Genomic DNA, 26,189 nt, shown 5'->3' with positions numbered 1-26,189 from the left:
TGCGCTTAACTTTAGAGGCGGTCAGTTCCAATCAAGTCTTACACTTGCGAGCCTCAATTCACACAGAATGCGTAGTGAGCTGTTTCACGGCTTTTAACATACGCTCAGTTACATGGACAAGTAGCTGCTCAAAGCAGCTTAAAAAGGGACGAACTGTGTCAACACAAAGGAAATTTGAACTCATTGACGGGCACTGGCAACTAGTTGAAATTTGCCAAGAAAGACCCACTCACCATACCAGCCCGCGGGATGTAACTAATAGCTTGTCTCAGTATCTTCCTTTTGATACTGCGAATAGTCAGCGGTTTGATGCCCTAAATTTTTTAGGGATCACGTTACATAATATTCACCTGAAAGCTGGCGATGTCTACGTATTGGAGCGAAGAAAGCGAATCATTTACGAGGTTGGCTGCTCAACGATTATCTTTATGCATATTGATACGTCAAGCCCCTACAACTACCATTTTTTTGTACAGCCAACTCAGTCTTTTCTCTGGGACGTGACTACTGGGGACCTTGCGGAAAGAGTCGTTAATACCGCAGGTCCTATGGTTACCTTGGTGAAGTACGAAATGTACTTTATCTTAGGTTTGCTTTCCACGATCAGTATTCCTGCACTACTGTTGGTTGTCGGAGCTGATTTTACTTTGACCAGTCTTTCTGCAAGAGAGAAGTTCAGAGCGAGTAAAAATCTAGCAAAAGCAATTTCAGACGAAGATCAGGGGATGTCGCGAAATTTTCCAGTTTTGCGTGAGAAATTAAGAGAGTTTGTTATTTCGGAGGCTAATCAAAACGTAGAAAGAACCATCAATGCCCTTCCAAGAACCATCGCTACTGATGAGCAAACTCAAGGCACCCTCGCAGGGACCCTTTTCGGTAAGGCTACAGTAGCTCCAAATGCTTTTACTGGTTGGACCGCCCTGCTGACCGTCCTAACCACAGCGGCAGTTAAATCGGTCACTTTATCTCCCCAGACTTACGGCGTAGAGCTAGATAGAAGGTTTACGCCGGTTGTAGATCGCCTAATAAATATTGACTGGGATAACCCGAGCGAAGTCCGGGATGTTGCACTGGAGGTGGTCGCAATGTTCGAAGATTCACACGTCGAGATAACTCAACAGGAGGCGGTCCAGATTATGAGTGAGATTCTGAGGAATCCAAGGGCCGCGCTAGAGACACTCAAGAATCTGGAAGGTGCTTTCAAAGCGTTTAATCGGGAGATGTCCGGGTGGCGTTGATCAAAGGAATGGTGCCAGGAAATTATCTATTTGCTGCCACGATAAGTTTTACAGCAATCGCTTGTACTTCGGATACGAACTTACAGCGACAGGCACAGGACTTCTGCACGATTCACCTTGCGCAGAGCTGGCAACATATTGAGCCTGGTACGTCGGCAAATACTCTAGCCGAAGAGCGCGACCAACGTATCTCTGAGGCCATCACGTCCTCTTCACTTATGGACGCCATCGAGTGGGCGGAGCGGCAGCCCAAAAGCCAGGCTACGTACCAGCAGCTGCAACAGCGAATTGAGTCCATAACCAACGCGTCATGGGAGTGTCCTGAGTATCTGAGCTTCCATGTGGTTAGTTTTGTCCGCGCTGACGTTGATGATTCCGCTCAGCATACAGTCGAGATCTACGTTAGTGGCAAGCATGACTATTTGTTGGAAGATCAAGCCTACTCGACCATCAGCGCGGAAATGCTTGAATCATCCCTTGAGGGCAACAGTCCTGAGCATTCACAAATTCGCGTCATCTTGAGAGAGGGCGCTACCGATGATGCATTGCCGCCAATATTCAATGCGGCGCAGTCCGCAGGCATCACATCTATTACAGTGGTGAGCGAGTAAGCATTTACGGCACCAATGCCGATGCCTGTCACATTGCCTCAGGGCCGGAAGATGGCGACGGTGCCCGGCGCACGATCGAAACTGACCATGCACTGTCCAATGGGTTTGGCTTTGGCGGGGTCAATGCCAGCGTGCTGTTTCGTCGGTGGAAGGGGCAGTGACCTCTACTTAAAATCACTGCACTTTTTTGCGGCTCCTGATCTCGGGAGCCGCAAACTACTTATCCCATTTTTATATTCATGGTGATTCGGGCGGTGAAGACTGTCTTGCCTTCAGTGTCAGTGACATCGACCGGTACTACCTTGTCGCCTTCCTTGCTCCAGTCGATCCCTTCCCCACTTGCAATGGCCGTCAGGTCTGTTTTTGCTTTAGCGAGATACTCCACTGTCATTCCTTTCGGTATCCACCGCGCACCGTCCGGGATCGAGACATTAGTCATCACGCCTGCTGCCAATTCAGCCGCGTTGCACATGGCAATGGCATGAACGGTCCCAAGGTGATTGGTCACCTCTTTCGCAAAAGGGAACTGAACTGTGCACTGGTTCGGCTCCAGTCCAGAGATCAACGGATTGATAGTGCTGAAATAGGGTGCTGTTTGGCAGGTCATCTTGCTGAACGCCTCAGGACCGGCTGACTGAAACATGCTGAGTATTTGGTTCATAATCACTCCAATTGCATAAACAGAATAATGTTCGGAAACAGAATATTATTCTCTTCGGCGTAATCATGTCAACACTGTGCGTTGCTAGAGGAACGGGGTACCATTCTTTATTTTTTGGAGCGCTGAGATGCCGGTAACGGACTTATTGGAACGGAGCTACCCAGGGCGTCGCGCTGAACTGAAACGAGACATCCTCCGCGCTGCTTTGGGGTGTTTCAACAGCAACGGTATAGAGGCAACTACTATCGAAATGATCCGCCTCGCATGCGATACCAGCGTCGGCGCGATCTACCATCATTTTGGTAACAAAGAAGGCTTGGTTGCTGCTCTGTTCTTCGCTGCAATGAGCGATCAGGCGTCGCTGCGCCTGCGCTATTTTGAAGAAGCGGAAACCACAAAGGATGGCGTGAATGCGCTGGTCTTCAGCTACGTCGACTGGGTTGATAGCCAGCCTGAGTGGGCACGCTATCAGTTCAATGCCGGCTTTGCGGTGTCCAATGGTCCTCATAAAGAAGAACTGGCTGAAAGAAACAGGCTTCGCAATCAGCAAGTACAAGAATGGTTTTTGCGACCGGGAGTAGGAGAACTGCTGACGCGTTTTCCCGATGAGCTGGTCCCGTCTCTCATAATCGGAGCGTCAGAGAGCTATTGCAGGGCTTGGCTTTCCGGCAGGGTGAAACAGAGCCCAAGCGCGCACAGACAAGTACTCGCTGATGCGGCTTGGCGGTCACTGAATGACGTATAAACGCGTCCAGAGACATCCCGCTTCCGATTGACGCGGGCCATCCCGACCAGCGGCCGCTTCTGGCCGAAAGCGATCAATGGTGAATTTCTGATCGCCACGCTGAGCGTCGTATCAGCCGTCCCGGCTTACTAAATGCTGTGGCTGCTCAGGGGGTTGCCAACCGCCGCCGAGCGCCTTGAAAGCGGCAACTGCTGCGCGGGCTGATTCCGTTTGCGCCTGTGCGCGTGTATCGGCAGCCCGCAGCAAGCTTTCATCGGCATTCAAGACTTCGATCAGGCTGACAGCACCTTTCTGGTAGGCCATGAATGACGCATTGCGCGCTTGGTCGAGCGAGTCGACTCCCTTGGCAAGCAGGGTCACCTGCTCCTCGCGTTTGACCAGTTCGGTGAAAGCGTTTTCCACATCCTCGGTGGCGCGCAGCACGGCCAGTCGATAGCGCGCTAGCGTCTCGGCCTCTTGGCCTTTGGCCAGGTCTATCTGTGCGTTGATGCGGCCGAAATCGAACAGACGCCAGCGCAGGCCGAGTACCCCGGCGCGCTGGCTGGCAGCGTTACTGAGCAGGTTGCTGCTGGACACCGAGGTCGCGCTGCCAATCAGCCCGCTCAGGGACAGTTTGGGGTAGTACTCGGCGATGGCGACACCGATGCGTGCGTTGGAGGCGGCCAGTTGGCGTTCGGCCGCTATCAAATCGGGGCGGCGCCTGAGCAGGTCACCCGGCGATCCCGTGGCCACAATCTGCGGTGCAGCTGGTATGGCGACAATCTCGGCCAGTTCCGTCCGATGTGTGCCGGGCGATGTACCCAGCATCACATCCAGTGCGTTCATGGCCGCAATCAGGGCGGTATCAAGAACGGGGACAGACGCCTGAACCTGTGCGAGCGCGCCTTCAGCCTGATTGACCTGGAGTTCGGCGGCCAACCCCTTGCTGTGAAGAAGATTGGCCTTCTCAAGTAGTTCCTGCCGGGTTTGTATCTGCTTGCTTGCAATGTCCAGACGGGCTTGCAGTCCGCGGATGCTGATGTAAACGTCTGCGGTCTGCGCCGCCACAGCCAATCGTATGGCGCTGGCCCCGGCGTCGGTCGCCTGGTACTCGGCCAGCGCTGCTTCGCGTTTACGGCGCAGGCCACCGAACAGGTCCAGTTCCCAGCTCGCACCAAGATTGGCTTCATAGGCGTTGCCGTAGCGGTCGAAATCGGCCGTCGAATTCAGTACTTGTCCCAGTGGCGTTTCAACTGACTGATAGCCCCTGGCCGCTTGACCGCTGATGTTGCCAGAGGGCAGCAAGGCGGCATTCGCCGCCCCGAGTCCTGCACGTGCTTGAGCAACGCGGGCGGTCGCCTGTGCCAGGTCGAGGTTCTGCTCCAGTGCAAGGGTTACAAAGCGGGTCAGGTGCGGGTCGTCGAAACCGGTCCACCAGGCAACGAGGTCGGCATTGGCCTTGGCCTGTCGCTGATCGAGTGCTTCCTGGCCCATGTATTGCTCCGGCATGGGCAGAACTGGGCTGGCGTAATCGGGTCCAACGGCACAGCCTGCCGAAAGGCTGGCGGTAACGAGCATGGCAAGGATATGTTTGGGTGGCATGGGGTTCTTCCGGAACGGGGTATAATAAACAAGTCGAGTGTGACCATAATACAATTTGGTCACACGTTGTCCACTTTTAATATTGGCAGTAGGCATAAAAACCATGAGCAAAACCGACGCAAATTCAGGTCCGGCCCGCGGCCCGGCCGAACACGAAGTGCGTGATCAGATTGTCTCCACAGCGACCGAGCACTTCAGCCGCTATGGCTACGAGAAGACGACTGTTTCCGATCTCGCCAAGTCCGTCGGCTTTTCCAAGGCCTATATCTACAAGTTCTTCGAGTCCAAACAGGCCATTGGCGAAGCGATCTGCGCGAACTGTTTAAGCCAGATCGAGGCCGATGTCAGGGCTGCCGTCAATGAAGCCGAGCACCCGCCGGAGCAGCTACGGCGGATGTTCAAGTCGATTGTAGAGGCTAGCCTCCGTCTGTTTTTTCAGGACCGCAAGCTCTACGAGATTGCCGCATCGGCGGCGACCGAGCGCTGGCAAGCGACGCTGGACTATGAAGCGCGCATCCAGGCGTTGCTGCAAGACATCCTGAAGGCTGGGCGGCAAAGCGGGGACTTTGAGCGCAAGACGCCCCTCGACGAAACAGTGACAGCGATCTACCTGGTGCTGCGGCCTTATCTCAACCCGCTGCTCTTGCAGTATGGCTTTGAATACACCGAAGAAGCCCCCACGAAATTGTCCAGCCTGGTACTGCGAAGCCTGTCGCCGTGATTTGTATCGAGTGACTATTGACTAATATGGTCACTAGATACAAAGTAATAGTCCCGCTCATTTCGTATATGGGACTACCATGCTCAGGCGTCGCTTTGTTCTACCTACCCTTATTTGCGTATTGCCGTTTGCGTTGATCGCGTGCGGCGAGAAGACGCAAACCGATCCACGTACTGAAGCGCCGCTGGTGCGTGCCGCTACTGTGCAACCGGCAACCTCCGTGTCACGTTCCTTCAGCGGAACCGTAGCGGCTCGCGTGCAGAGTGACCTGGGCTTTCGCGTCGCCGGCAAGGTGCTGGAGCGGCTTGTGGATACGGGGCAGAGCGTCAAGCGCGGTCAGCCGCTGATGCGCATTGATCCTGTCGATCTGCAGCTTGCCGCCCATGCGCAGCGCGAAGCGGTCGCCGCTGCGCGAGCAAAGGCGCAGCAAGCGGCCGATGATGAAGCACGCTACCGCGATCTACGTGGCACCGGCGCGATATCAGCGTCGGCCTACGATCAGTTCAAGGCGGCGGCAGATGCTGCCAACGCCCAGCTCCGTGCGGCCCAGGCCCAGGCAGAAGTAGCCGTCAATGCGACCCGTTATGCCGAGTTGCTGGCGGATGCCGATGGCATTGTCATGGACACGCTGGCCGAGCCTGGCCAGGTCGTCAGTGCTGGCCAGGTCGTGGTGCGCCTGGCCCATGCCGGCCCCCGTGAAGCACGTATCCATTTGCCGGAAACGCTGCGGCCGGCGATCGGCTCCACCGCACAGGCCACGCTCTTTGCCAATGAATCGATTAGCGTCCCGGCCAGGCTCCGGCAGCTCTCGGATTCCGCCGATCGACTGACGCGCACCTTTGCTGCGCATTACGTGCTGGAAGGCGAGCTGGCTGACGCGCCCCTGGGTACCACGGTCACCCTGCAGATCCCGGGCGAGCATGTGACCAACGCGCGGGTCCCGGACGAAGAGTCTTCCGCGCAAGGCGGTTTGCAGGTGCCGATCGGAGCCTTGTTCGACACGGGCCAGGGCCCCGGCGTATGGGCCATTCAGGGCGAGCCGGCGCAGGTTCATTGGCATCCGGTCGTGGTTCAGCACCTCAATGATGGGCAAGCACGCATCACCGCTCAGCTCAATCAAGGCGAGCGAGTCGTTGCGCTTGGCGCTCACCTTCTGAGCGAAGGCCAGCAAGTGCGGGTGGCCGGTGAAGCCACGGTCACGGCGGTCGAGGGAGTCCAGCCATGAGCGAAGGGCGTTTCAACCTGTCAGCACTCGCTGTGCGCGAGCGCTCCATCACCCTGTTCCTGGTCTGTTTGATCTCGCTGGCCGGGCTTATCGCCTTCTTCCAGTTGGGGAGGGCGGAGGACCCAGCGTTCACCGTCAAGGTGATGACCATCGTCACCGTCTGGCCCGGTGCCACCGCCGAGGAAATGCAGGATCAGGTCGCCGAGAAAATCGAAAAGCGCCTGCAGGAGCTGCGCTGGTACGACCGCTCCGAGACCTACACCAGACCCGGCCTGGCCTTTACGACATTGACCCTGCTTGACACCACCCCACCGGCACAGGTGCCGGATCAGTTCTATCAGGCGCGTAAAAAAGTCAGCGACGAAACGATGGAGCTTCCGGCTGGCGTAATCGGGCCCATGGTCAACGATGAATACTCGGATGTCACCTTCGCTCTGTTCGCGCTCAAGGCCAAGGGCGAACCGCACCGCTTGCTGGCCCGCGAGGCGGAGAGCCTGCGTCAGCGGCTGTTGCATGTGCCGGGCGTGAAGAAGGTCAATATCCTCGGCGAGCAGCCCGAACGCATCTTTGTCGAACTCTTCCATGAACGCCTGGCGACGCTGGGGATCGGCCCGCAGGAAGTGTTTGCCGCGCTCAATGGACAGAATGCACTGACCCCGGCAGGTTCCATAGAAACCAAGGGGCCGCAGGTGTTTATCCGCCTGGACGGCGCCTTCGACGACTTGCAGAAAATTCGCGACACTCCGGTTGTGGCGCAGGGCCGTACGCTGAAACTGTCGGACATCGCCACAGTCTCGCGCGGCTATGAAGACCCCGCGACGTTCTTGATTCGCAATGGCGGCGAACCTGCCCTGCTGTTGGGCATTATCATGCGCGAGGGCTGGAACGGCCTTGACCTGGGCCAGGCCCTGGACAGCGAGGTGAGCGATATCAACGCCGAACTGCCGCTGGGCATGAGCCTGAGCAAAGTCACGGACCAGGCCGACAACATCAGCGCGGCGGTCGATGAATTCATGGTCAAGTTCTTTGTCGCCTTGCTGGTAGTCATGCTGGTCAGTTTTCTCAGCATGGGCTGGCGCGTGGGCATTGTGGTCGCAGCTGCGGTACCGCTGACCCTGGCGATGGTGTTCATGGTGATGGCCGCGACCGGCAAGAGCTTTGACCGCATCACCCTGGGCTCGCTGATCCTGGCGCTGGGCCTGCTGGTGGACGACGCCATCATCGCCATCGAGATGATGGTGGTGAAGATGGAGGAAGGCTACAGCCGCGTCGCCGCCTCCGCATACGCCTGGAGCCACACCGCTGCGCCGATGTTGTCGGGCACCCTGGTCACGGCCGTCGGCTTTATGCCCAATGGCTTTGCCCGCTCCAGTGCGGGGGAATACACCAGCAACATGTTCTGGATCGTCGGCATTGCCTTGATCGCCTCCTGGCTGGTCGCCGTCGTGTTCACGCCCTACCTGGGCGTCAAGCTGCTGCCTGATTTCAAGACGGTCGAAGGTGGTCACGATGCTATCTACGATACGCCGCGCTACAACCGTTTGCGTCGGCTGTTGGGATGGGTCATCGGCCACAAGTCGCTGGTCGCCGGCTCAGTGGTTGGCTTGTTCGTGGCAGCCATACTCGGCATGGGCCTGGTCAAGAAGCAGTTCTTTCCGATCTCCGACCGGCCCGAAGTACTGGTCGAGGTGCAGATGCCTTACGGCACTTCGATGGCACAAACCAGCGCTGCCGCGGCGACAGTGGAAGCCTGGCTGGCCGAGCAGGAAGAGGCGCGGATCGTCACCGCATACATCGGCCAGGGTGCGCCACGCTTCTATATGGCCATGGGGCCGGAACTGCCTGATCCGTCATTCGCCAAGATCGTGGTGCGTACCGGTGATCAAGACGAGCGCGAAGCGCTGAAACATCGGCTGCGCCAGGCGATTGCCGATGGCTTGGCCGCTGAGGCACGGGTGCGTGTTACCCAACTGGTGTTCGGCCCATATTCGCCGTTCCCGGTTGCTTACCGAGTCGCGGGGCCAGACCCGGACAAGCTGCGTGAAATTGCCGCCGAAGTGCAGCAGGTCATGGTTGCCAGTCCGATGATGCGCACGGTCAACACCGACTGGGGCACGCGTACGCCAACGCTGCACTTCAGCCTGCAGCAGGACCGGTTGCAAGCGGTGGGGCTGAGCTCCAATGCTGTGGCCCAGCAACTGCAGTTCCTGCTCAGCGGCGTGCCCGTCACCAGCGTGCGGGAAGACATTCGCACCGTACAGGTGATGGCGCGTTCGGCTGGAGACACCCGCTTCGATCCGGCCAGGATCATGGATTTCACCCTGGCGGGTGCCAACGGCCAGCGCATCCCGCTGTCGCAGGTCGGCGAGATCGATGTGCGCATGGAGGAACCGGTCATGCGTCGCCGTGACCGCGTGCCGACGATCACCGTACGTGGCGACATAGGCGACGGTCTGCAGCCGCCGGACGTATCGACCGCCATCACCCAGCAGCTGCAACCGATCTTGGATAAGCTGCCGAGCGGCTATCGTATCGAGCAGGCAGGCTCCATTGAGGAGTCAGGCAAGGCGATGGCGGCGATGCGGCCACTGTTCCCGATCATGCTGGCAATCATCCTGCTCATCATCATTTTGCAGGTGCGCTCGATCTCGGCGATGGTCATGGTCTTCCTCACCAGCCCGCTGGGGCTGATCGGGGTGGTGCCGACGCTGATTATTTTTCAGCAGCCATTCGGCATCAATGCGTTGGTTGGTTTGATTGCACTGTCCGGCATCCTGATGCGCAACACGCTGATTCTGATCGGGCAGATCCATCACAACGAGCAGGCCGGGCTGGACCCGTTCCGCGCAGTGGTCGAGGCAACCGTACAGCGTGCCCGACCGGTCATCCTGACCGCATTGGCCGCGATCCTGGCGTTTATTCCGCTCACCTATTCGGTGTTCTGGGGAACGCTTGCCTACACCCTGATCGGAGGCACCCTGGCGGGAACTGTACTGACCCTGGTGTTCCTGCCGGCCATGTATTCCATCTGGTTCCGCATCAAACCTGACAGCGGCAGCCGCTCCCTGGAGACGCAGCCTGCTTAACACCACCTGGAAACCCCATGACCACATCGACTATAGACTGGACCGGCCAGCAGCAAGCCTCACTGCAGCGCTCGATGGCAGGCGGCGGGAAGCAGATCGCCACGGCTGACGCCCGCATCGAAGACGAAGCGGGCAAGCTCTATGCCCATGCAACCACAACCTGTTTTGTCTTCGACGTGCCGACAACCTGAGGGTAGGCCGTGGCAGGAGCCCTGCAGCTAGCGTGGGCGGTTGCCGGCAAGAACAACCGAGGCGGTGTTCGCCGCACCGCCCACACGACTGTTACTGAATGGGCTGGATAAAATACCGGCAGTCACTAGCCAACGCCGCGTTCGAAGGTGTCTGCTTTCGGCCAGGAGCGGCCACTCCAGTTCTTACAAACTCCGGTTAATACCGAGTCGCAACGTAGGGGCCATAAAGCCCATCAGTCTTTGCGGCCAGTTTTATCATCGACCCAACTGAACCGCATGGAGTCTTCAGCCAGTAAGGACGCCTTCATGCGTTTACGTGTGGCCTTGTCGGTTTGTGCGTAAATACGCTTGAGCTCGCTGTCGACGCTCCGCTCATCTGCCCCAAGCATGATTGCTTTGGTGTACCAGTCATGCCCCAACCTGTAGTTACCCAGCTCCATGTGAACGGCACCCAATAGCGTGCATGGCCTGAAATCCTTGGGTGTCAGTTCATAGGCTCGCATGCCCAACTCTACCGCCTGCTTAAACCTGCAGAGATCCCGCATTACACCGCCGCGAGTCGTAAAAAAAGCGGATTTCAGTTTGTGAGAAGTGAGCAAAGACATGTCCGTCCTATCAAGAAGCTGAAGCGCTTCGTCGGGCATGTCGCATTTTCGGTAATGACCACTGCCATTAATTGCATGCCACGGATATTGTGTGCGGTTGAAATCATTGACGCACAGCTCGGCTTGGCATCGATGGTAGCCCCGCTGAACTTGTACAGTGAAGTAGCGCTTGCCGGAACTGGTTAACCACAGGTATTCGTCTACCGACAACGCGGTGCCGTTATCCAGTTTGTCCAGAATTGGTATCAGTTGCTCTGGAAGCTGGTTGGAACTGGCGATGCCATACCTGCCGCACTTTTCCTCGTGTTTCTTTTGGGCAATGTAAGCCGGGTCGTTTTCTTGAGCAATCCTGGCAGCCTCAGCTTGTTTACGGCGGAGTCTGTGCGCGTCGGCTTGTTCAAGGCGAGCTAACTCGGCTGTTTTGTGCGCAGCCTCAGTTGCATCGAAGTCTGAAATATAAGACTCGTAAGTCGCTTGTCCGATGGCCAGTTGATAAATCGGCTGGAACTTGAGCTTGAGGTAATTGAGATATGCAACGGAAAGTGGACGCCCTTGATAGAGTGCATTCAGGATATTGCTGAGCGGCGAAGTTAGCGCTTCAGGCCAGCTCACACGGAAATGCTGAGCAATTTCTCGAGCTGTTGGGATTTTACAATCGGGTTCGCTCATGCGAGTTGAATATGCTGCTTCAGCCAGTTCACGATTCTGTTTGGATTGAGTTTCCCACATGGACTCAGCGGATAGACGTGCCGCAACTGCTGACCCACGCTCTTGATTGTATTGGGCTCTCTGCGTGGCAGCTCGAGAAATATGGTCAGTCTTCCTGGCTTCACGCATGCGCTGCGCCTCAACATGCCTCCTGCGCTCTTGTTCCAAACATTCAGCCTGCTGCACCAGATGTTCTGTTTTGGCTGCTTGCTCATGTGCTACTAAAATCGGATCCAAAGCCGCGATGTAGCTTTCGTAGGACATCTCTCCTGTTGCCAACTTATATAGCTCGGTGAGGTGCTTTTGCTGTAGATAATTCAACGCCACAGAGCTAAGCGGCCGTCCATAAAAGATGCTTTCAAGGATTTTGCTGAGGCGGGTAGCGGGAATGGTCGCACCAGGAATGTAGCTTACACAGAAGTGAAATGCGATGTGGTAACAAGTGGGGTGATTCACTTCCATATGAGTCCGTTTTGGTTTGGGCGATTTGGCTTAGATTTTCGCACAACTTTCCGGGGTTGGCTCGAAGCTGGATCCAACATCCCCAAGACGTGTCGCTTTCGGTCAGTGAATGCCATTCGCGAACGGCTGCTTCTGGCCGAAAGCCGCCGGACGTACAAGGCCCTTTAGCCTGCAGCGAATTTTGCGCGAGAGATTGGGTCATTCGGGTAAAGCTACAGTTGTCGTCTTTTCACCATTTTTCATTCCACGGTCTCAGCGCTACCTCAAAGGCCCACGTCGATCTGTGCTGCCGGTGCAGCTGCAGGTACACCTGCGCAATTTCGTCCGGGTCGGCCATGTTGTCGTCTTGGGTTAGTCCGGCGGCCCAGTGTTTGCGGTTGCCATCGGCTTGCGGGACTCCGATCGCCGCATCAATGATGACCTGGGCGACGTGAATGCCCTCCGGCATCAGCTCACGAGCCATGCTTTGCGCCAATCCGGTTTTTGCCTGACAGGCCATGGCAAAGGCCGCGCTCTTGGCAAACCCCTTCAACGCTGCACTGGCGTTCGTAAACAGGACGGTGCCGCGGTGGCCAGAGTCGGGTAGATCCCGGCCTCGCATCGAACGCACGGCCTGCTGTGCAACATTGAACGCGCTGAGAGCCGAGTTGACCAGGGTATCCAGCAAAAGACTCGAGTCGGCCTCACCCACGCCTTTGCGGAAAATACCGGCAGAGCGACCATCGATATTGTGAATAACCAGCGAAGGGTCTCCCAGGTCGGCTGCCACTGTGGCAAATAGCTGCTCTACCTCTGCGGCATTGCTGGCATCACAGGCATAGCAATGGATGTTCGGGTGTTGCGCCAATTCCAGCAGGACCGGCTTGCTGGCGCTTCTTGCCGCGATGGCAACCTGAAAGCCGTTCGCCGCGAGCAGTCGTGCGCAGCTTGCGCTGATGCCCGGCCCGCCGCCGACGATCAGTGCCACTTCAGTCTGAGCGGGCGAGCTTGCTTCGGTATGTGTACTGAATTTCATTTCTCGGCCTTGGTCTTGGCGGTGCCCAGCATCGCGTGGACGCGTTCATCCGCGCCGGGACCGGGGCGCAACAAGATCCTGTCGCGCGGAACGACCCGGCCAGTCTTCGGGTCGACGAGTGCGAGGCGTACTTCATTTCCGCTGTCGCGATCAACCACCTCGATGGTTGGTGCGCCATAGCCCGAGGCATCCCAGCGATCACCCCATTCCCGCAGGGCGGTAGTGACCTTCCAGAGATCCCGGCCTTTTTCGGTCAGGTGGTATTCATCGCGTGGCGGCCGCTCGTTGTAGCGCGTTCGCTCGACCACACCGTGCTCTTCCAGCAGTTGCAACCGCTTGGATAGCGTTGTCGTCGGGATGCCACAGCTTTTCCTGAAGTCGTCATACCTTGATAGTCCAAGGCCCAGGTCGCGCAGTAATAAAAGAATCCAGCGGTCACCGATGATCTCCAGTGCGCCCGCTACCGAGCAACGCATGCCAGCAAAGGATTTGGTTTTCATTTGACATTCCCTTAGTAACTCTTATGATGAGAGTTACAAGTTCCATCGGCTTTGTCAAGGTGTCGGTCGCCTGAAGAGCAAACGCCCTGGGTTATAGCGCCGTCACTGTAGAGAGAATGCCTGTGAATATGTCATCCGAATCTCCACGAGTCCTGAATGGATCGATTCTCTTCTTGCTGGCGGGGCTGGCAGCGATGGGATCGCTGGCAACCAATGTGATCCTGCCGGTATTCCCGGGCATAAGCCTCAGTCTTGGTGTGGAGCCACGCGATCTTGGGCTGACCTTGAGCAGCTTTTTCATCGCCTTCGCTGTAGGACAGCTTTTCGTCGGGCCGCTGGCCGATCGTTTCGGCCGCAAGCCTTTGGTAGTTGGCGGATTGGTCACCTTCGCTGCCGGCAGCGCGTTGTGTGCGCTCTCCCAAACCCTGGAAGTGCTGATTATAGGGCGCGTTGTTCAGGCGCTGGGCGCCTGTGCTGCCTCCGTGCTGGCCAGGGCGATCGCACGTGACTTGTTTGATGGCGAAGCACTTGCGCGGGCGCTGGCATTGATCATGATTGCCATGGCTGCAGCGCCGGGCTTCTCGCCGCTCGTCGGTACCGGGCTCGGTGCGCTGTTGGGCTGGCGCTTCATCTTCGCCGCTGTTGGTTTGTTTGCCTTGGTGCTCGGTATTTTCTATCTGCGGAGCATGGGCGAAACGCAGCCGAGCGACGCCAAACAGCCCCTGCGACTTCGTACTGTCTTGGCAGGCTATGGCGCGCTGGCCTGTGATCGCCGATTTATCTACCCAGCACTCTCGGTCAGCCTGACGATTGGCATGCTCTATACCTTTTTTGCGACCGCGCCGGCCATCCTGATCAGCGAACTTGGGCTAACCGGGTTGCAGCTTGCGCTGTATTTCGCGGCAACCGTGTTTATCGTCTTTGGCGCCGGTTTCCTCGCACCGCGCCTGGCGCGCAAACTGGGGCAAGCCAGGGCTGTCATGGTCGGCGCGCTAATCGCGCTGTCAGGAAGTCTGGTGATTCTGGCCCTGGCTGCATCCCCGACCTTGTTGTCGATTACCGCTGGCCTGGGGTTGTTCCTGCTCGGCATGGGCTTCCTTAACCCGCTGGGAACGGCGATCACGCTGCAACCCTTCGCGCAAAATGCCGGAATCGCTTCATCGCTTCTGGGTTTTCTGCAGATGGCCTGTGCAGCGATCGGTGCCACAGCGGCGAGCGTTCTGCCATTGCCCCCAACAACCGCTCTGGCAGCCACGATGACGGCTGGCTCGGGGCTGGCGCTGCTTGCCTTCATCCCGGTTATCGTCGGCCTGCCCCGGGCCAGGGTGAGCGCCGCGGTTGCAGCAGATATCAACAACTGATGAGCAAGAGAGTCCAACTATGAACGTCAACGATACCAATCCCGACGCGACCGGGCTGGAACAGCTGCAGGCATTGATTGCTTCCGGCAAGAGCGCACCGATTGGCGAAACGCTGAAGTTTCGTCTTGTCGACATTACTGATGGCCAAGCGGTATTCGAAGCGGAACCGGGCCGGCATGCTTATAACCCGATCGGCACTGTGCACGGCGGCTTCGCGGCAACATTGCTGGACAGCGCCTGCGGCTGCGCAGTGCATTCGAAACTTCGGGCTGATCAAATTTATACCACGCTGGAACTCAAAGTCGCCTATCACCGGGCAATGACAGAAAAGACAGGCACGATAAGAGCCATTGGTTCAGTGATGACGATCGGCCGCCGAACCGCTTACGCAGAAGGTCGGATTGTCGATGCAAATGACCGGTTATTGGCCTCTGCGACCTCGACGCTGCTAGTCATGGAACGCCCCTGAAGCCCGTATTTTCCGTATGGGCTATCGCAGAACACATATACCTGAAACGGGTACAAGCACTCACCGCTTTCTGGCCTTGAGAGCGGTTGAGGGTTCTTGCGGGCTAGTCTGCCCCGGTTAGTTTAGCGACCACTCAGAATCGTTGGTGAGCTCGGGCCCAGGGCAGGTTTGTTCGAACACAGGCAATAGCGGGTCTTCTGGCAGATGGCTATTAATCGAAAGGCCGACTATGCTCTCGATACCTTCAGGCCACTCGGTTCCAAAAAAACAATGAACAAACTTGCAGTTTCGGTGCGGCGCAGCGCCTGTTTGGCTGTTTTGTTACTAGCCTCAGGGCTTTACGGTTGCAAGATCGAGAACGGCGACAAGGAGGCCCCTGCTCAGGAAACCCCTCCCGAGGAAGCGGGGTATGTGCCGGCCGACGACGATTTCCAGCATGCTTACGTGCTGGCCACTGACGACGCTCCCGTGGAGACCTCCAGCTTTCGGCAGACCATGAGCTTGCAGAGTTCGGTCAGTTTGGCCAGTTCGACTTCGTCAAGCGGGTGGACGCCTCAGCAGTTTCAGCAGGCCTACAACGTGCCGGCTTCTCTAAATAACAAGCCCGCAGGCTATGGGATCAAAGTGGCTGTCATCACGGCGTATCATTATTCGAACCTGCAGTACGACCTCAATAAGTTCGCAGCGCAATATAATCTAAAACCGATCAACCTGAACATCATCAACCAGGCCGGGAATATTACCAATTCCAACTGGTCCTTGCAGAGCAACCTCTCGGTTCAGATGATCAATGCCATAAGCCCGGGGGCGACTGTCTACGTCATCGAGGCAAAATCCGTGAATCAGGCCGATATGTTCACGGCAGTAAAGACTGCTGAAAATTTAGGGGTAAATGTCATATTGATGCCTTTCGGCATCTCAGAGTTCAGGACGGAAGGCTCGAAGACTCACTTGTTTCTGAATAGTCAAATAGTCTTCGTCGCGGCTGCGGGCAATAACGCGGTGGTCAACTTTCCGGCCGCGTCTGCGGACGTTGTCGCGGTTGGTGGCACCACACCGGTTTCGGGAACCCCCCTCGTCGAGGCGGCGTGGGTAGATGCTGGGGCTGGCATGTCAGTGTACGTACCAATGCCCAGTTACCAGGGGATTTCATCCGTCCAGAATGCCAACACTACGGCGTTTCGGTCCGTACCGGACTTGGCCTTTAACGCTGATCCTAGCTACGGTGCCCGTATCTATTCATCCATTCTCGGAGGGTGGTATGTGGTTGGCGGCACCTCGGTATCGTCGTCGTTCTTCGCCGGTGCGGTCGCCATTGCCAATCAGGCCAGGAAAAACCGCGAAAAGCCGATGTTGACTTCCGCACACACCTCGCCAAATTCGATCCATAAAAGTCTCTACCAGCTTGTATCAACAAATGCCGTGCCTGACGGTTCCATCGTGCTGAATGATGTCGTGGATGGGCACGCCGGGGGTTCCTATCCAACAGGCCCTGGCTACGATATCGCGACCGGCCTCGGCTCCCTGGATGTTGAGAAGTTTGCCGAATACATGGCTAATCAGTAGCGGAAGCACCCGTAAACTCGCCCGGATTAATGTTGACCTGCGGCTGATCTGCGCCTATATCCCTCACCCATGACTAGTCAAATGCCGCGCGATCCCCCGCTTCAACGGCTGAGCCTGCTGTGCCAACCGCAGCCCGGCATTGCGCAGCAGGCGCATGGGTAACTTGTCGCTGGTGTAGCACTCAACCAGCAGGTTGGTGGCCTGGTACAGCGGCCAGGTCGCCAGTCGTTGCTGGCGCTGGTAGCGCTCCAGCAGGGCTGGCGCGGCCAGGTCCTGGTTGCGGGCGTGGGCGGCCAATAGCAATGTGCTTAGCCGGTGTACGCTGGCGAGCCCGAAGTTGAAGCCGTGCGCGGTGACCGGGTGCATGCCGACGGCGGCATCGCCGATCAGGGCGCAGCGGGGGCCGGCCATCTGTCGGGCCCAGGCGCCGACCAGGGGGTAGGCATGCCGGGTACTGATCAGCTGCATGCGTCCCAGCCTGTGGTCGAAGCGCTCGGCCATTTCCATGGCGAACTGCGCCTCGTCCATCTGTTGTAGTTGGGCGATCTGCCGCGGGGGCAGCGTGACGACCACGGAGGACTGTCTGCCGTTGAGCGGCAGCAGGGCCAGGGTCTGGCCGTAGCCGAACCATTCCCAGGCGGTTTGCTGATGGTCTTCTTCGTGCTGCATGCGGCACACCAGCATGCTCTTGCCGTAGTCCTTCAGTTGCGCACCTATCCCCAGCATGCGACGGGTTTCGGAAAATCGGCTGTCGGCGGCGACCAGCAATCGGGTGTGCAGCACATCGCCATTGGCCAGGGTCAGCTCGATGGCGTCGGGCTGTTGTTTGATTATCTTGACCTCGGCCTCGCAGCGTAGCTCGGTATCGGCTGCCGCAAGCAGGCTCTGATAGGCCGCACGGCGGATGGCGTGATTGGCGACCAGGTGGCCCAGGCGGTCTGCGCCGGTCTGCCTGGCGTTGATCTGCAGGGCAAAAGCGGAGGGGCCGTTGAATACCTTGGCATCACGCAGTATGGCGATGTCCTGCGCGTCCAGGCGCGACCAGATATCCAGTTGCTCCAGCAGTGCTTGCGAGCTGTGGGTCAGGGCGATTTCGCGACCGTCGAAGGCGGGTTCGGCCAGCGCGGCTTCGGGCTGGCGTTCCATCAGGAGCACATTCAGCCCGTGGCCGGACAGGGCGCGGGCCAGGCATATTCCACTGGGGCCGGCACCGATGATGGCGATATCGTAGGTCATGTTGGGGTCTCCGTACGGCTGCGCAAAAGGGCAGTCTGGCCATTATTGGCGTACGGCGTATTGCTCTGGGTCAGTATGAGGTGGGGTTGGGATAGGTTGAAAATCAAGGCAGGGCAATCAGGCGAACGAAAACAGGGGTAAAAAAAGAGGGCGCATTGCGCCCTCTGGTTTGCCACTTATGCAGTGGCCGGTTTTTTAACCTCTCTGTCCACCATATCCTTGCCCAGTCGGGTCCAGGTGAGGAGGAAGAACAGGGCGCTGGCAGCGTACAGGCAGGCCATTATGACCATGGAGGTTTGCAGGCTTTGCGCGTAGACCTGACCGCATACGTTTTGCAGGGTCTGATCCAGCTGACCGATTACTGTGGGGTGACACTGATTGCGCGATAGTTCGCCAACTGTGACCCCGAGCTCGGCGACGCCGGAGTTGAAGAAGATGTCAGAGACCATGCCAATGAACAGCGGGCCGAAGCCGTAGCCTAACAGGTTGACGAGAAGCAGCATCACTGCCGTGGCCATTGCGCGCACACGCATGCTTACCACACCCTGGCCGATCGTGTACTGGGCGGCCAGGTAGCCATACTTCACAAAACCGCCGATAACCAGGCCAACTGCTGCGTAGAACAGGTTGTTGGTCGTGAAGGCGAAAATATAGAAGGGAACGGACAGTGCCAGGCCCATTGCCGGTACCCAGGCGATGGCGCCCGGGTGCTTCTTGTAGATCCTGGTCGCTAGCCAACCGGTGGCGAAGGTGCCAATGGCCGCAGACAGAGCTACCGGCGTGTTGATCCAGATCGCCGCCTCACCGGCGGTGATTCCGTAGGTGCGGACCAGAAAGAGCGACTGGAACGAGGAGATACCGTAACCGCAGAACGCGGCAACCGTGGCGCCGCCGGTCATCAGCCAGAAGGCCGGTTTGCCCATCAGCTCGCGGATAGCCTCGCCCAGGCTGGCTCGCTCTTTTTGCACCGCTTGCGACGGATCGGTGTAGCCGCGCGGTGGTTCCTTGACCGTCAATTTGAAAACAAGGGCGACCAGCAGGCCCGGCAAACCGACGACAAAGAAGGCGGTGCGCCAGTCGAACACGTCGGTCACCCAGCCGCCGACCAGGTTGGCAAACATGGTGCCGAGTGTGACGCCCATGGCGTAGAAGCCCAGCGCCTGGGAGCGTTCACGCGGAATGAAATAGTCCGCGATCAGGGAGTTGGCCGGTGGCGTACAGCCCGCCTCGCCGATACCCACGCCGACGCGGCACATCAGCAGAATCCAGAACGCGCCGATGGTCACCGAGCCGATGGTCACTTCCGTCGCCAGGCCGCAAAGCGCCGTCATCAGCGACCACAGGGCGACGCAGACGGTCATGATCCACACGCGGTGGGCGACATCGGCAAAGCGCGCCAGCGGGATGCCCACGGCGGTATAGAGCAAGGCAAAACCGAAGCCGGTGAGAAGGCCAAACTGGGTGTCGGTAATCCCGAGGTCCGGCACCAGATCGGGACCGACGACCGCTAGCAGGGCGCGGTCGACGAAATTGAGGATGTATATAAGCGTCAGCGCGAAGAGCACATAGTTGCGGTACGCTTTGGAGCCGAAGCCGACCAAGTGGCCCTGGTTGCGGCCTTCATTGGTAGTGATGGCTTTCATTGACAACCCCTTCTAGGTTCATTGTTATTAATGGATGTGGGTGGTAATCACAGGCTGATATCAGTAAAAATTACGCCTCCGCATCATGTTTCCGCTCCAACGCCTCGGCCTTCTGCGCAGCAGGCCGCGCCAGAATTCGCTGCATGTATTTCTCAAGATCGGGATACTCATCCAGCCCCTGCGTTCCCCCGATCTTCTCGAATACAAACGAATTCAGCACGTCTGCTCCGGTAAACTGGTCACCCATCAGGTAGGTCTTGTCGGCCAGTTCGTTGTTGGCCAGGGTCAGCACGTCGGTCATCTGTTCGCGGGCGAATCCGCCCAGAAAGCACTTCTGGCTGTTGTCTGCACTCAACAGGTACAGCGCGATCAGCGGGAAGGCGGCGGTGCCTTCGGCGAAGTGCAGCCATTGCACGTAGCGGGCATGTGCGGGTGTGTTTGCCGGCGGCGCGAAGGTGTCTGCGCCGTAGCGGCTGACCAGGTAGTCGATGATAGCGCCGGACTCGCAGATCACCAAGCCGTCATCCTCGATCACGGGTGATCTGCCCAGGGGGTTGATGGCCCTGAGCGCCTCGGGTGCGCGGCGAGTGACCTTGTCCCGTTGGTAGGCGACCAGCTGATATTCCACGCCGAGCTCTTCCAGCATCCAGATAATGCGTTTGGAACGGGACTGGTTCAGGTGGTGTAACGTGATCATATTGGACGCTTCCTGGGGTTGGCTGTTGGCGTTCAGTAAAAAGGTGCCGCCTATCCTATGCCAGATGGACGGGCCTTGAATACGATGGATGCGTCGTTCGCAATCTGTTTATAAGGCGGTATCACGCCAGGCTGGTTCGTTTTTCGATGCTTCAATCACCGAAGCCGAGAAAAATTGGCCATTAGCCGCAGGAAAATAAATCTGACACTTTTTGCCTAAAGCGTACCAGGTATTTGCCGATAATCTGCACAGCCACTGACTTGTGCTGAAGCTCGTTATCCCCATGCCCGTAACCCCCAGAGGAACTCATGCTGAGTAAATCCATTCGTGCGCAGACGCTGGCGTTGATTGCTGGAAGTTTGCTGTTGCTCACAGCCATCGCCTTAATCAGCCAAAGCATTTTGTCGTCGAGCGTCAAATCCTACGAGGAGCTGGTGCAAGGCCCGCTCCGGGCTGCTCAACTTATTGAGCAGGGTAATAGCCAATTCAAGACCCAAGTGCAGGAATGGAAGAATGTATTGCTGAGAGGTCAGGACTCTGCGGCCCTCGACAAGTACTGGACTGCGTTCCAGAACCGGGAAAAAGAAGTGCAAGCGACGCTCAGCCTGCTGGGGGATCTCGAAGGGGTGCCGGAGGCAACCCGGAATGGCATTGAATCGCTCAAAGAAGAGCATCTCAGGTTGGGTGAGGCATACCGAAAGGGTTATCAGGCGTTTGCTGCGTCAGGTTATGATCCTCAGGCTGGTGACATGGCGGTGAGCGGGATTGATCGTGCTGCCTCTGAGCAGATGAACGCCTTGGTTAGCGAGTTAGGAGAGCAAGCCGATAACAGATCGAATGATATTGCCAGCAGCGCGCATCGTGCCGTCTTGATCGGAGCCCTGACGCTGATCTTGACCGGCGCTGTTTTAACGTTGCTGAGCATTTGGCGCATTGACCGCAGTATGGTTGCTCCCGTGCGAACGCTGATTGATCAGGTCACGGCCTTGAGTGAAGGTCGGTTGGGCGTTACGTCGCGCATCCAGCGTGAAGACGAGCTTGGTCGCCTGGCTCATGCAGCAAACACGTTGAATGATTTTCTTGCGGCAACATTCAACCAGTTGGAAATCAGCACGCGTGAGCTTGATCAAGCAAGCGGTGAGCTCAATAGCGTTGCAACCATAATCGCCGGTGGTACGCGTGAGCAATTGACGCGTACTGACCAGGTGGCAACCGCGATGGAGGAGATGTCTGCCGCCACGGCAGAGGTGGCCGCTCATGCTGGCACGGCTGCTGAGTCCGCTGATGCCGCCGATATTGCCGCGCAAAAAGGCGAAGCCGTGATGCAGACAACGGTGCAAAGTATTTCCGACATGCGCAGTGAAGTTACTCGAACAGCAGACGTAATCAACAATCTGGCTAATGACAGCGGCCGAATTGGAAAAGTGCTGGACGTGATTCGTGGTGTGGCGGAGCAAACCAACCTGCTTGCGCTCAATGCCGCCATTGAGGCCGCACGTGCCGGTGAAGCTGGCCGAGGTTTTGCTGTGGTGGCAGATGAGGTGCGCACGCTTGCCCAGCGCACTGCTGCTTCAACCGCCGAGATCAACGAGATTATCGAGGCGGTGCAACGGGGTGCCATTGAAGCGGCCAAGGCCATCGAGGCTGGCCAGGAGCGCAGCGACGAAGGTGTTCGTCTGGTCACCGAAGCTGGCGACATGCTGCATGATGTAACTCGAGCCATAGAGGCAATCCGGGATATGAATCGCCAAATCGCTACCGCTGCAGAAGAACAGAATGCTGTGGTCAACGATATATCGCGCAACCTGACCGAGATCACCAACATCGGATCAACCAACCAGAAAAATGTGGAGCGAACCACCAAAGCGAGCGAACTACTGCACGGGCTTTCTGTTGATCTTCAGGACATTACCAAGCTGATCAAGCATTGAAAAACGAAGCCCGGCCCTTTGGCAAACTAACCCGGTGTGAAGACCATAAAAAAGCTGCCAGAACTATGCGTAATGGCAGCTTTTGACGGTCAGGCGGAAATAATGCGGATCCGCTTAGTCCTGACGCTCTGCAATCATGTTGCGAATGCGAGTAGCCCGCTTGTCCGAGCCCGGGTGAGAGTCAAACATGCTGCTGTTTGAGCTACCCATTTCCGAGAGCTTGTCGAAAGCCGTGGCCAAACCTTGCGGATTCATGTTCCGCTCGATTATCAAATCCAGAGCAAACTCGTCGGCATCAAACTCTTGCGACTGTGAGAACTGCGCACTGATCAAGGCCTGAGTCATTCCACCCAGGTCAGATCTGGCGGCAGAAGAAACAGCGGCATTGGAAGAGGATGCGGCAGCACTGCGACCGGCTGATGCCGCATAGGCGACCTGCATGGCGCGACGGCTGTGACCAAGGGCAACGTGGCCCATTTCATGGGCAAATACGCCAGCTACTTCGTCGTCGTTCATCTTGTCCATAAGACCGGAATAGACACGAATACAGCCGTTGGCCATGGCCCAGGCATTGACGTTGTCGATCATATAGACTTTGTAGTTGACTGGAATGCCAGCGATTTCATTGCCCAGTGAGCTCGCAATCTTGTTCAGACGGCGGTTGTAGGCACTGTTGCTCGGTGCAATGGGGGAATTCGCATCCGCGTCTGCGCATGCTTCGTTGCTCATGCTGATGACTTCATCGTCGCTGAGCGTGGCAGCTTTCAGGCCTGACAAGCCTGCTTGCATGACGTTACCGTCCAGGCTGCTGCAGCCAGCGGCAAGAGCGGTCAGGGAAAGGGTAAGGATAAAACCGGAAAATTTCACTAAGCAAACTCCTTTGCTATTTGATCCTGAGGACAGGGTGCTCTATTTAGGAGCGCGGCAATAATAGAGGGGTGACGAGTAGCTTTCAACGTCATCATTAAGAAAATGTGACGTACTTCTCATTTGTTATTAAAGTCCGCCCAAAATCAAAACGACCGCAACATCCGTCCTAACAACGCCATAGCCTGCTCACTCTCCGCTCCCCACGAATGCCCGTAATTCAACCGCGCACAATGCCGGAAGCCCTGGCTGGCGGAAAAGATAGGGCCGGGTGCGAGGCTGATGCCCTGAGCCAGGGCCAGTTTGAACAGCTGAAGCGAATCCACATTGTCGGGAAACTCAAACCAGAGAAAGTAACCGCCTGCGGGACGGGTTACGCGGGTGCCCGCTGGAAAGTGGCGAGCCGCCGAAGCGAGCATGGCGTCCTGTTGGCTTTCCAGGGCGTAGCGCAGTTTGCGCAGGTGACGATCGTAGTTGCCGTGTTGCAGGTAATCGGCGATGGCGGTTTGCGCGGGTACCGAAGGTGAGATGGTGGTCATCAGTTTGAGCCGGGCTATGCGTTCGGCGAAGCGGCCACCAGCAACCCAGCCGACGCGATAGCCGGGTGCCAGGCTTTTCGAGAAGGAGCTGCAGTGCATCACCAGACCCTGGGTATCCAGGGTCTTGATCGGCTTGGGCGGCCGTTCGCCGTAGTAGAGTTCGGCGTACACATCGTCCTCAATCAGGGGCACCTGATGCTCGCATAGCAGGCTGTAGAGTTCCTGTTTGCGGCTTTCATTCAGGCTGGCGCCGACGGGATTCTGAAAACTGCTCATGAACCAGCAGGCCTTGATCGGCAGGCTGGCCAGGCGTTCGCGGAGTATTTTCAGGTCGACCCCATCCCGGGGATGGACGGGGATCTCTACGGCTTTCAGTTCCAGCCGTTCCAGCACCTGCAGGCAGGCGTAGAAGGCGGGTGATTCGATGGCGACCAGGTCGCCGGCCTGGGTAACGCTTTGCAGTGACAGGTTGAGTGCTTCCAGGGCGCCATTGGTGACCACCAGTTCTTCCATCGGCAGCATCACACCACTGACCATGTAGCGCAGGGCAATCTGGCGCATCAGGTCGGGGTTGCCGGCGGTCATGTCGGCAATGATGTCATGGGGCGACAGGGTGCGCAGGCTGTGCGTCATTGAGCGCGCCAGTCGTGCCAGCGGAAACAGATCGGGGCTGGGGAAGGCCGAACCAAAGGGCATGGTGTGCGGATTCTTCAGTGAGCCGAGCACGGAAAACACCAGTTCGCTGACGCCGACATCCGTGGTTTCCTGAGTCGACAGGTCGGAGCGCGGCTCGGGTGTGGGCAGGCCCGCCAGGGCGCGTACAAAATAGCCTGAACGAGCGCGGGCCTGGATCAGGCCTCTGTCCTCGAGCAGATAGTAGGCCTGAAACACCGTGGATGGGCTGACGCCGTAGGTCTTGCTGGCATGACGCACCGAGGGGATTTTTTCACCCGGTGTGAGGATGCCGTTGCGGATAAGTCCGGCAATATCGTCAGCCAGGCGTTCATAGCGTTTCATGGGCGTGTCTCGATTCAGCGTTCTGCTGTTTTTAGCGTCTGACCGGTGCCAGAAAAGTGGAATCAGCCACGACGTCGTTGCTAACGAAATCCACCGCCGAAAGCACGAAGTTTATCTCTTTTCTTGGTTCAGGCCATTGTTCGCCCTCCCAGATCACGTTGACCGGCAGATCAAGAATATCTTCAGCACCCAAGTGGAGCAGGTCCGGGGATACCAGGCGGAAGCCGTCCGGCGCATCGAGGCTGATCTGATAGCTACCCGGTTGCTGGCGCTTGTTGATGACTTTCAAGCGGTACACGTTTTCCACCTGACCGGCGCTGTTCTCGCGGAACAGGTTGCGGTCGCGGGTGACATCGATCGACATCAGTGGGCGCTCTACCAGGGCGACGACAAACAGCCCGATCATCAGTGTCAGCACGCCAGCGTAGCCGACCAGGCGGGGCCGCAACCATTGTGTTTTGCCGCCTTCCAGGGCACTTTCCGAGGTGTAGCTGACCAGCCCGCGAGCGTAACCCATTTTATCCATCACGCTGTCACAGGCATCAATGCAGGCGGCGCAACCGATGCATTCGAATTGCAGGCCGTCGCGGATGTCGATGCCGGTTGGGCAGACCTGGACGCAGAGGGTGCAATCGATGCAGTCACCCAAACCCTGGGCCGCCGGATCACTGTCTTTGCGTCTTGGGCCGCGTTGTTCGCCGCGCGCGGCATCATAGGAGATCACCAGGGTGTCGCGATCAAACATCACGCTCTGGAAGCGCGCATAGGGGCACATATCGCGGCAGACTTTCTCGCGCAGCCAGCCGGCATTGATGTAGGTGGCGGCGGTAAAGAAGAATACCCAGAAAGCCGCTTGCGAGCCCAGGTCGAGTGTCAGCAGCCCTGTGGTCAGCTCGCGTATGGGCGTGAAGTAACCAACAAAGGTCAGCGCGGTGAGCAGGCTGACGCCGAGCCAGATGGCGTGTTTGCCGCCACGGCGCAGGATCTTGTTGGCCGACCAGGGCGCGGCGTCCAGCCGGACGCGCTGATGGCGGTCGCCTTCGGTGACTTTCTCCGCCCACATGAACACCCAGGTCCAGACGCTCTGCGGGCAGGTGTAACCGCACCAGATACGCCCGGCCGCGACGGTGATGAAGAACAGGCCGAAGGCGGCGATGATCAGAATGGCCGACAACAGGATCAGATCCTGTGGCCAGAAAGTAGCGCCGAAGATATGGAATTTACGGTTGACCAGATCCCAGAGCACGGCCTGGCGCTGATTCCAGGTCAGCCAGACGGTACCAAAGAAGAGCGCAAAAAGTGAGCCGGCGCCGAGTATGCGAAAAAGCCGGTAGCGGCCGCTGAAAGCCTTGGTGTGGATTGGCCCACCGGCGTCGGCAGGTGTTCTCCGCGTCGCGGCGGCGTCAATGATCTTGGCGGGAATTCTCTCGCTCATGGTGGCACCCCATCAGTCGTTATCAGGCTGATGGGATAGTGCGCAGTCCGACTGATACGAAACAGACTCAGATTCTGGA

22 protein-coding genes are annotated in these 26,189 nt (G+C 57.7%); 11 read left to right on the top strand and 11 right to left on the bottom strand.

Going from position 1 to position 26,189, the window contains the following annotated elements; translation table 11 throughout:
* The first annotated feature begins 155 nt into the window (after nucleotides 1-155).
* Together BLU07_RS14630 and BLU07_RS14625 are read left to right on the top strand one after the other, a co-directional pair.
* The gene (locus BLU07_RS14630; RefSeq protein WP_092388314.1) at nucleotides 156-1,238 is read left to right on the top strand and encodes a hypothetical protein; all 1,083 of its coding nucleotides are present in this window, start codon (nucleotides 156-158) and stop codon (nucleotides 1,236-1,238) included.
* Nucleotides 1,229-1,849: a hypothetical protein gene (locus BLU07_RS14625; protein ID WP_092388311.1), complete on the top strand. Its 621-nt coding sequence runs from the start codon at nucleotides 1,229-1,231 to the stop codon at nucleotides 1,847-1,849. Before BLU07_RS14630 ends, BLU07_RS14625 begins: the two co-directional genes overlap by 10 nt.
* A 220-nt stretch (nucleotides 1,850-2,069) precedes the next feature.
* Here the strand turns inward: BLU07_RS14625 and BLU07_RS14620 are convergent, their stop codons facing one another.
* On the bottom strand, nucleotides 2,070-2,510 hold the full coding sequence (locus tag BLU07_RS14620) for a hotdog fold domain-containing protein (protein WP_092388309.1): 441 nt from the start codon (nucleotides 2,508-2,510) through the stop codon (nucleotides 2,070-2,072).
* A 127-nt stretch (nucleotides 2,511-2,637) separates the two neighbouring features.
* Here BLU07_RS14620 and BLU07_RS14615 point away from each other — a divergent pair, with 127 nt between their 5' ends.
* Nucleotides 2,638-3,255 carry a TetR/AcrR family transcriptional regulator gene (locus tag BLU07_RS14615; protein WP_092388306.1) on the top strand — a complete coding sequence of 206 codons (618 nt, stop codon included), beginning with the start codon at nucleotides 2,638-2,640 and terminating at the stop codon, nucleotides 3,253-3,255.
* Between the two features lie 111 nt (nucleotides 3,256-3,366).
* Here BLU07_RS14615 and BLU07_RS14610 read toward each other — a convergent pair whose 3' ends face one another.
* Nucleotides 3,367-4,836: an efflux transporter outer membrane subunit gene (locus BLU07_RS14610; RefSeq protein ID WP_092388303.1), complete on the bottom strand. Its 1,470-nt coding sequence runs from the start codon at nucleotides 4,834-4,836 to the stop codon at nucleotides 3,367-3,369.
* A gap of 103 nt (nucleotides 4,837-4,939) precedes the next feature.
* On the opposite strand from BLU07_RS14610, the gene BLU07_RS14605 reads away from it, so the two are divergent.
* From BLU07_RS14605 to BLU07_RS17775, 4 genes are all read left to right on the top strand, one after another.
* A complete protein-coding gene (locus BLU07_RS14605) occupies nucleotides 4,940-5,557 on the top strand; it encodes a TetR/AcrR family transcriptional regulator (RefSeq protein ID WP_092388300.1) in 618 nt (205 codons plus the stop codon).
* 79 nt (nucleotides 5,558-5,636) lie between these two features.
* Nucleotides 5,637-6,782 (top strand): efflux RND transporter periplasmic adaptor subunit, encoded by a 1,146-nt coding sequence (locus BLU07_RS14600; protein ID WP_092388297.1) that lies wholly within the window; start codon nucleotides 5,637-5,639, stop codon nucleotides 6,780-6,782.
* Nucleotides 6,779-9,868, top strand: coding sequence for an efflux RND transporter permease subunit (locus tag BLU07_RS14595; protein WP_092388294.1), 3,090 nt, complete (start codon nucleotides 6,779-6,781; stop codon nucleotides 9,866-9,868). Before BLU07_RS14600 ends, BLU07_RS14595 begins: the two co-directional genes overlap by 4 nt.
* 17 nt (nucleotides 9,869-9,885) lie before the next feature.
* Nucleotides 9,886-10,059 (top strand): hotdog family protein, encoded by a 174-nt coding sequence (locus BLU07_RS17775; RefSeq protein WP_197675018.1) that lies wholly within the window; start codon nucleotides 9,886-9,888, stop codon nucleotides 10,057-10,059.
* Nucleotides 10,060-10,292: 233 nt separating this feature from the next.
* Here BLU07_RS17775 and BLU07_RS14585 read toward each other — a convergent pair whose 3' ends face one another.
* The 3 genes from BLU07_RS14585 to BLU07_RS14575 form a co-directional block, all read right to left on the bottom strand.
* Complete coding sequence (locus BLU07_RS14585; RefSeq protein ID WP_092388291.1) at nucleotides 10,293-11,834, bottom strand: hypothetical protein; 1,542 nt, start codon at nucleotides 11,832-11,834, stop codon at nucleotides 10,293-10,295.
* Nucleotides 11,835-12,063: 229 nt separating this feature from the next.
* On the bottom strand, nucleotides 12,064-12,849 hold the full coding sequence (locus BLU07_RS14580) for an SDR family NAD(P)-dependent oxidoreductase (RefSeq protein WP_092388288.1): 786 nt from the start codon (nucleotides 12,847-12,849) through the stop codon (nucleotides 12,064-12,066).
* On the bottom strand, nucleotides 12,846-13,349 hold the full coding sequence (locus BLU07_RS14575; RefSeq protein ID WP_092388285.1) for a winged helix-turn-helix transcriptional regulator: 504 nt from the start codon (nucleotides 13,347-13,349) through the stop codon (nucleotides 12,846-12,848). Before BLU07_RS14575 ends, BLU07_RS14580 begins: the two co-directional genes overlap by 4 nt.
* Before the next feature lie 173 nt (nucleotides 13,350-13,522).
* On the opposite strand from BLU07_RS14575, the gene BLU07_RS14570 reads away from it, so the two are divergent.
* From BLU07_RS14570 to BLU07_RS14560, 3 genes are all read left to right on the top strand, one after another.
* Nucleotides 13,523-14,710: a Bcr/CflA family efflux MFS transporter gene (locus tag BLU07_RS14570; RefSeq protein WP_197675017.1), complete on the top strand. Its 1,188-nt coding sequence runs from the start codon at nucleotides 13,523-13,525 to the stop codon at nucleotides 14,708-14,710.
* Nucleotides 14,711-14,729: 19 nt separating this feature from the next.
* Nucleotides 14,730-15,179, top strand: coding sequence for a PaaI family thioesterase (locus BLU07_RS14565; protein ID WP_092388282.1), 450 nt, complete (start codon nucleotides 14,730-14,732; stop codon nucleotides 15,177-15,179).
* A gap of 204 nt (nucleotides 15,180-15,383) precedes the next feature.
* Complete coding sequence (locus BLU07_RS14560) at nucleotides 15,384-16,745, top strand: S53 family peptidase (RefSeq protein WP_092388279.1); 1,362 nt, start codon at nucleotides 15,384-15,386, stop codon at nucleotides 16,743-16,745.
* A gap of 63 nt (nucleotides 16,746-16,808) precedes the next feature.
* On the opposite strand, the gene ubiM is transcribed toward BLU07_RS14560, so the two are convergent.
* The 3 genes from ubiM to BLU07_RS14545 all read right to left on the bottom strand — a co-directional run bounded on the left by ubiM (nucleotide 16,809) and on the right by BLU07_RS14545 (nucleotide 20,321).
* The gene (ubiM, locus tag BLU07_RS14555; protein WP_092388276.1) at nucleotides 16,809-17,981 is read right to left on the bottom strand and encodes a 5-demethoxyubiquinol-8 5-hydroxylase UbiM; all 1,173 of its coding nucleotides are present in this window, start codon (nucleotides 17,979-17,981) and stop codon (nucleotides 16,809-16,811) included.
* A gap of 176 nt (nucleotides 17,982-18,157) precedes the next feature.
* Nucleotides 18,158-19,624, bottom strand: coding sequence for a spinster family MFS transporter (locus BLU07_RS14550; RefSeq protein WP_092388274.1), 1,467 nt, complete (start codon nucleotides 19,622-19,624; stop codon nucleotides 18,158-18,160).
* 70 nt (nucleotides 19,625-19,694) lie between these two features.
* Nucleotides 19,695-20,321 carry a glutathione S-transferase family protein gene (locus BLU07_RS14545; protein ID WP_092388271.1) on the bottom strand — a complete coding sequence of 209 codons (627 nt, stop codon included), beginning with the start codon at nucleotides 20,319-20,321 and terminating at the stop codon, nucleotides 19,695-19,697.
* A 308-nt stretch (nucleotides 20,322-20,629) separates the two neighbouring features.
* On the opposite strand from BLU07_RS14545, the gene BLU07_RS14540 reads away from it, so the two are divergent.
* On the top strand, nucleotides 20,630-22,252 hold the full coding sequence (locus tag BLU07_RS14540) for a methyl-accepting chemotaxis protein (RefSeq protein ID WP_092388268.1): 1,623 nt from the start codon (nucleotides 20,630-20,632) through the stop codon (nucleotides 22,250-22,252).
* A gap of 114 nt (nucleotides 22,253-22,366) precedes the next feature.
* Here the strand turns inward: BLU07_RS14540 and BLU07_RS14535 are convergent, their stop codons facing one another.
* The 3 genes from BLU07_RS14535 to ccoG all read right to left on the bottom strand — a co-directional run bounded on the left by BLU07_RS14535 (nucleotide 22,367) and on the right by ccoG (nucleotide 26,110).
* Nucleotides 22,367-23,119, bottom strand: a complete 753-nt coding sequence (locus BLU07_RS14535; RefSeq protein ID WP_231701645.1) for a M48 family metalloprotease — start codon at nucleotides 23,117-23,119, stop codon at nucleotides 22,367-22,369.
* 146 nt (nucleotides 23,120-23,265) lie between these two features.
* The gene (gene mapR / locus BLU07_RS14530; RefSeq protein WP_092388265.1) at nucleotides 23,266-24,675 is read right to left on the bottom strand and encodes a GntR family transcriptional regulator MpaR; all 1,410 of its coding nucleotides are present in this window, start codon (nucleotides 24,673-24,675) and stop codon (nucleotides 23,266-23,268) included.
* A gap of 31 nt (nucleotides 24,676-24,706) precedes the next feature.
* Nucleotides 24,707-26,110 carry a cytochrome c oxidase accessory protein CcoG gene (gene ccoG, locus BLU07_RS14525; protein ID WP_092388262.1) on the bottom strand — a complete coding sequence of 468 codons (1,404 nt, stop codon included), beginning with the start codon at nucleotides 26,108-26,110 and terminating at the stop codon, nucleotides 24,707-24,709.
* Nucleotides 26,111-26,189: the final 79 nt, after the last annotated feature.

The sequence above is a fragment of the Halopseudomonas salegens genome (genome assembly GCF_900105655.1).
GTDB classification, from domain to species: domain Bacteria; phylum Pseudomonadota; class Gammaproteobacteria; order Pseudomonadales; family Pseudomonadaceae; genus Halopseudomonas; species Halopseudomonas salegens.
The sequence above is the reverse complement of the archived record's forward strand: the minus strand, read 5'-3'. Positions and strand labels throughout refer to the sequence as shown.

Bases quoted from the DNA above. Each gene is read 5' to 3' on its own strand.
- BLU07_RS14620 (WP_092388309.1), bottom strand. From the start codon at position 2,510: ATGAACCAAATACTCAGCATGTTTCAGTCAGCCGGTCCTGAGGCGTTC.
- BLU07_RS14615 (WP_092388306.1), top strand. From the start codon at position 2,638: ATGCCGGTAACGGACTTATTGGAACGGAGCTACCCAGGGCGTCGCGCT.
- BLU07_RS14610 (WP_092388303.1), bottom strand. From the start codon at position 4,836: ATGCCACCCAAACATATCCTTGCCATGCTCGTTACCGCCAGCCTTTCG.
- BLU07_RS14605 (WP_092388300.1), top strand. From the start codon at position 4,940: ATGAGCAAAACCGACGCAAATTCAGGTCCGGCCCGCGGCCCGGCCGAA.
- BLU07_RS14600 (WP_092388297.1), top strand. From the start codon at position 5,637: ATGCTCAGGCGTCGCTTTGTTCTACCTACCCTTATTTGCGTATTGCCG.
- BLU07_RS14595 (WP_092388294.1), top strand. From the start codon at position 6,779: ATGAGCGAAGGGCGTTTCAACCTGTCAGCACTCGCTGTGCGCGAGCGC.
- BLU07_RS17775 (WP_197675018.1), top strand. From the start codon at position 9,886: ATGACCACATCGACTATAGACTGGACCGGCCAGCAGCAAGCCTCACTG.
- BLU07_RS14585 (WP_092388291.1), bottom strand. From the start codon at position 11,834: ATGGAAGTGAATCACCCCACTTGTTACCACATCGCATTTCACTTCTGT.
- BLU07_RS14580 (WP_092388288.1), bottom strand. From the start codon at position 12,849: ATGAAATTCAGTACACATACCGAAGCAAGCTCGCCCGCTCAGACTGAA.
- BLU07_RS14575 (WP_092388285.1), bottom strand. From the start codon at position 13,349: ATGAAAACCAAATCCTTTGCTGGCATGCGTTGCTCGGTAGCGGGCGCA.
- BLU07_RS14565 (WP_092388282.1), top strand. From the start codon at position 14,730: ATGAACGTCAACGATACCAATCCCGACGCGACCGGGCTGGAACAGCTG.
- BLU07_RS14560 (WP_092388279.1), top strand. From the start codon at position 15,384: ATGGCTATTAATCGAAAGGCCGACTATGCTCTCGATACCTTCAGGCCA.
- ubiM (WP_092388276.1), bottom strand. From the start codon at position 17,981: ATGACCTACGATATCGCCATCATCGGTGCCGGCCCCAGTGGAATATGC.
- BLU07_RS14550 (WP_092388274.1), bottom strand. From the start codon at position 19,624: ATGAAAGCCATCACTACCAATGAAGGCCGCAACCAGGGCCACTTGGTC.
- BLU07_RS14545 (WP_092388271.1), bottom strand. From the start codon at position 20,321: ATGATCACGTTACACCACCTGAACCAGTCCCGTTCCAAACGCATTATC.
- BLU07_RS14540 (WP_092388268.1), top strand. From the start codon at position 20,630: ATGCTGAGTAAATCCATTCGTGCGCAGACGCTGGCGTTGATTGCTGGA.
- mapR (WP_092388265.1), bottom strand. From the start codon at position 24,675: ATGAAACGCTATGAACGCCTGGCTGACGATATTGCCGGACTTATCCGC.
- ccoG (WP_092388262.1), bottom strand. From the start codon at position 26,110: ATGAGCGAGAGAATTCCCGCCAAGATCATTGACGCCGCCGCGACGCGG.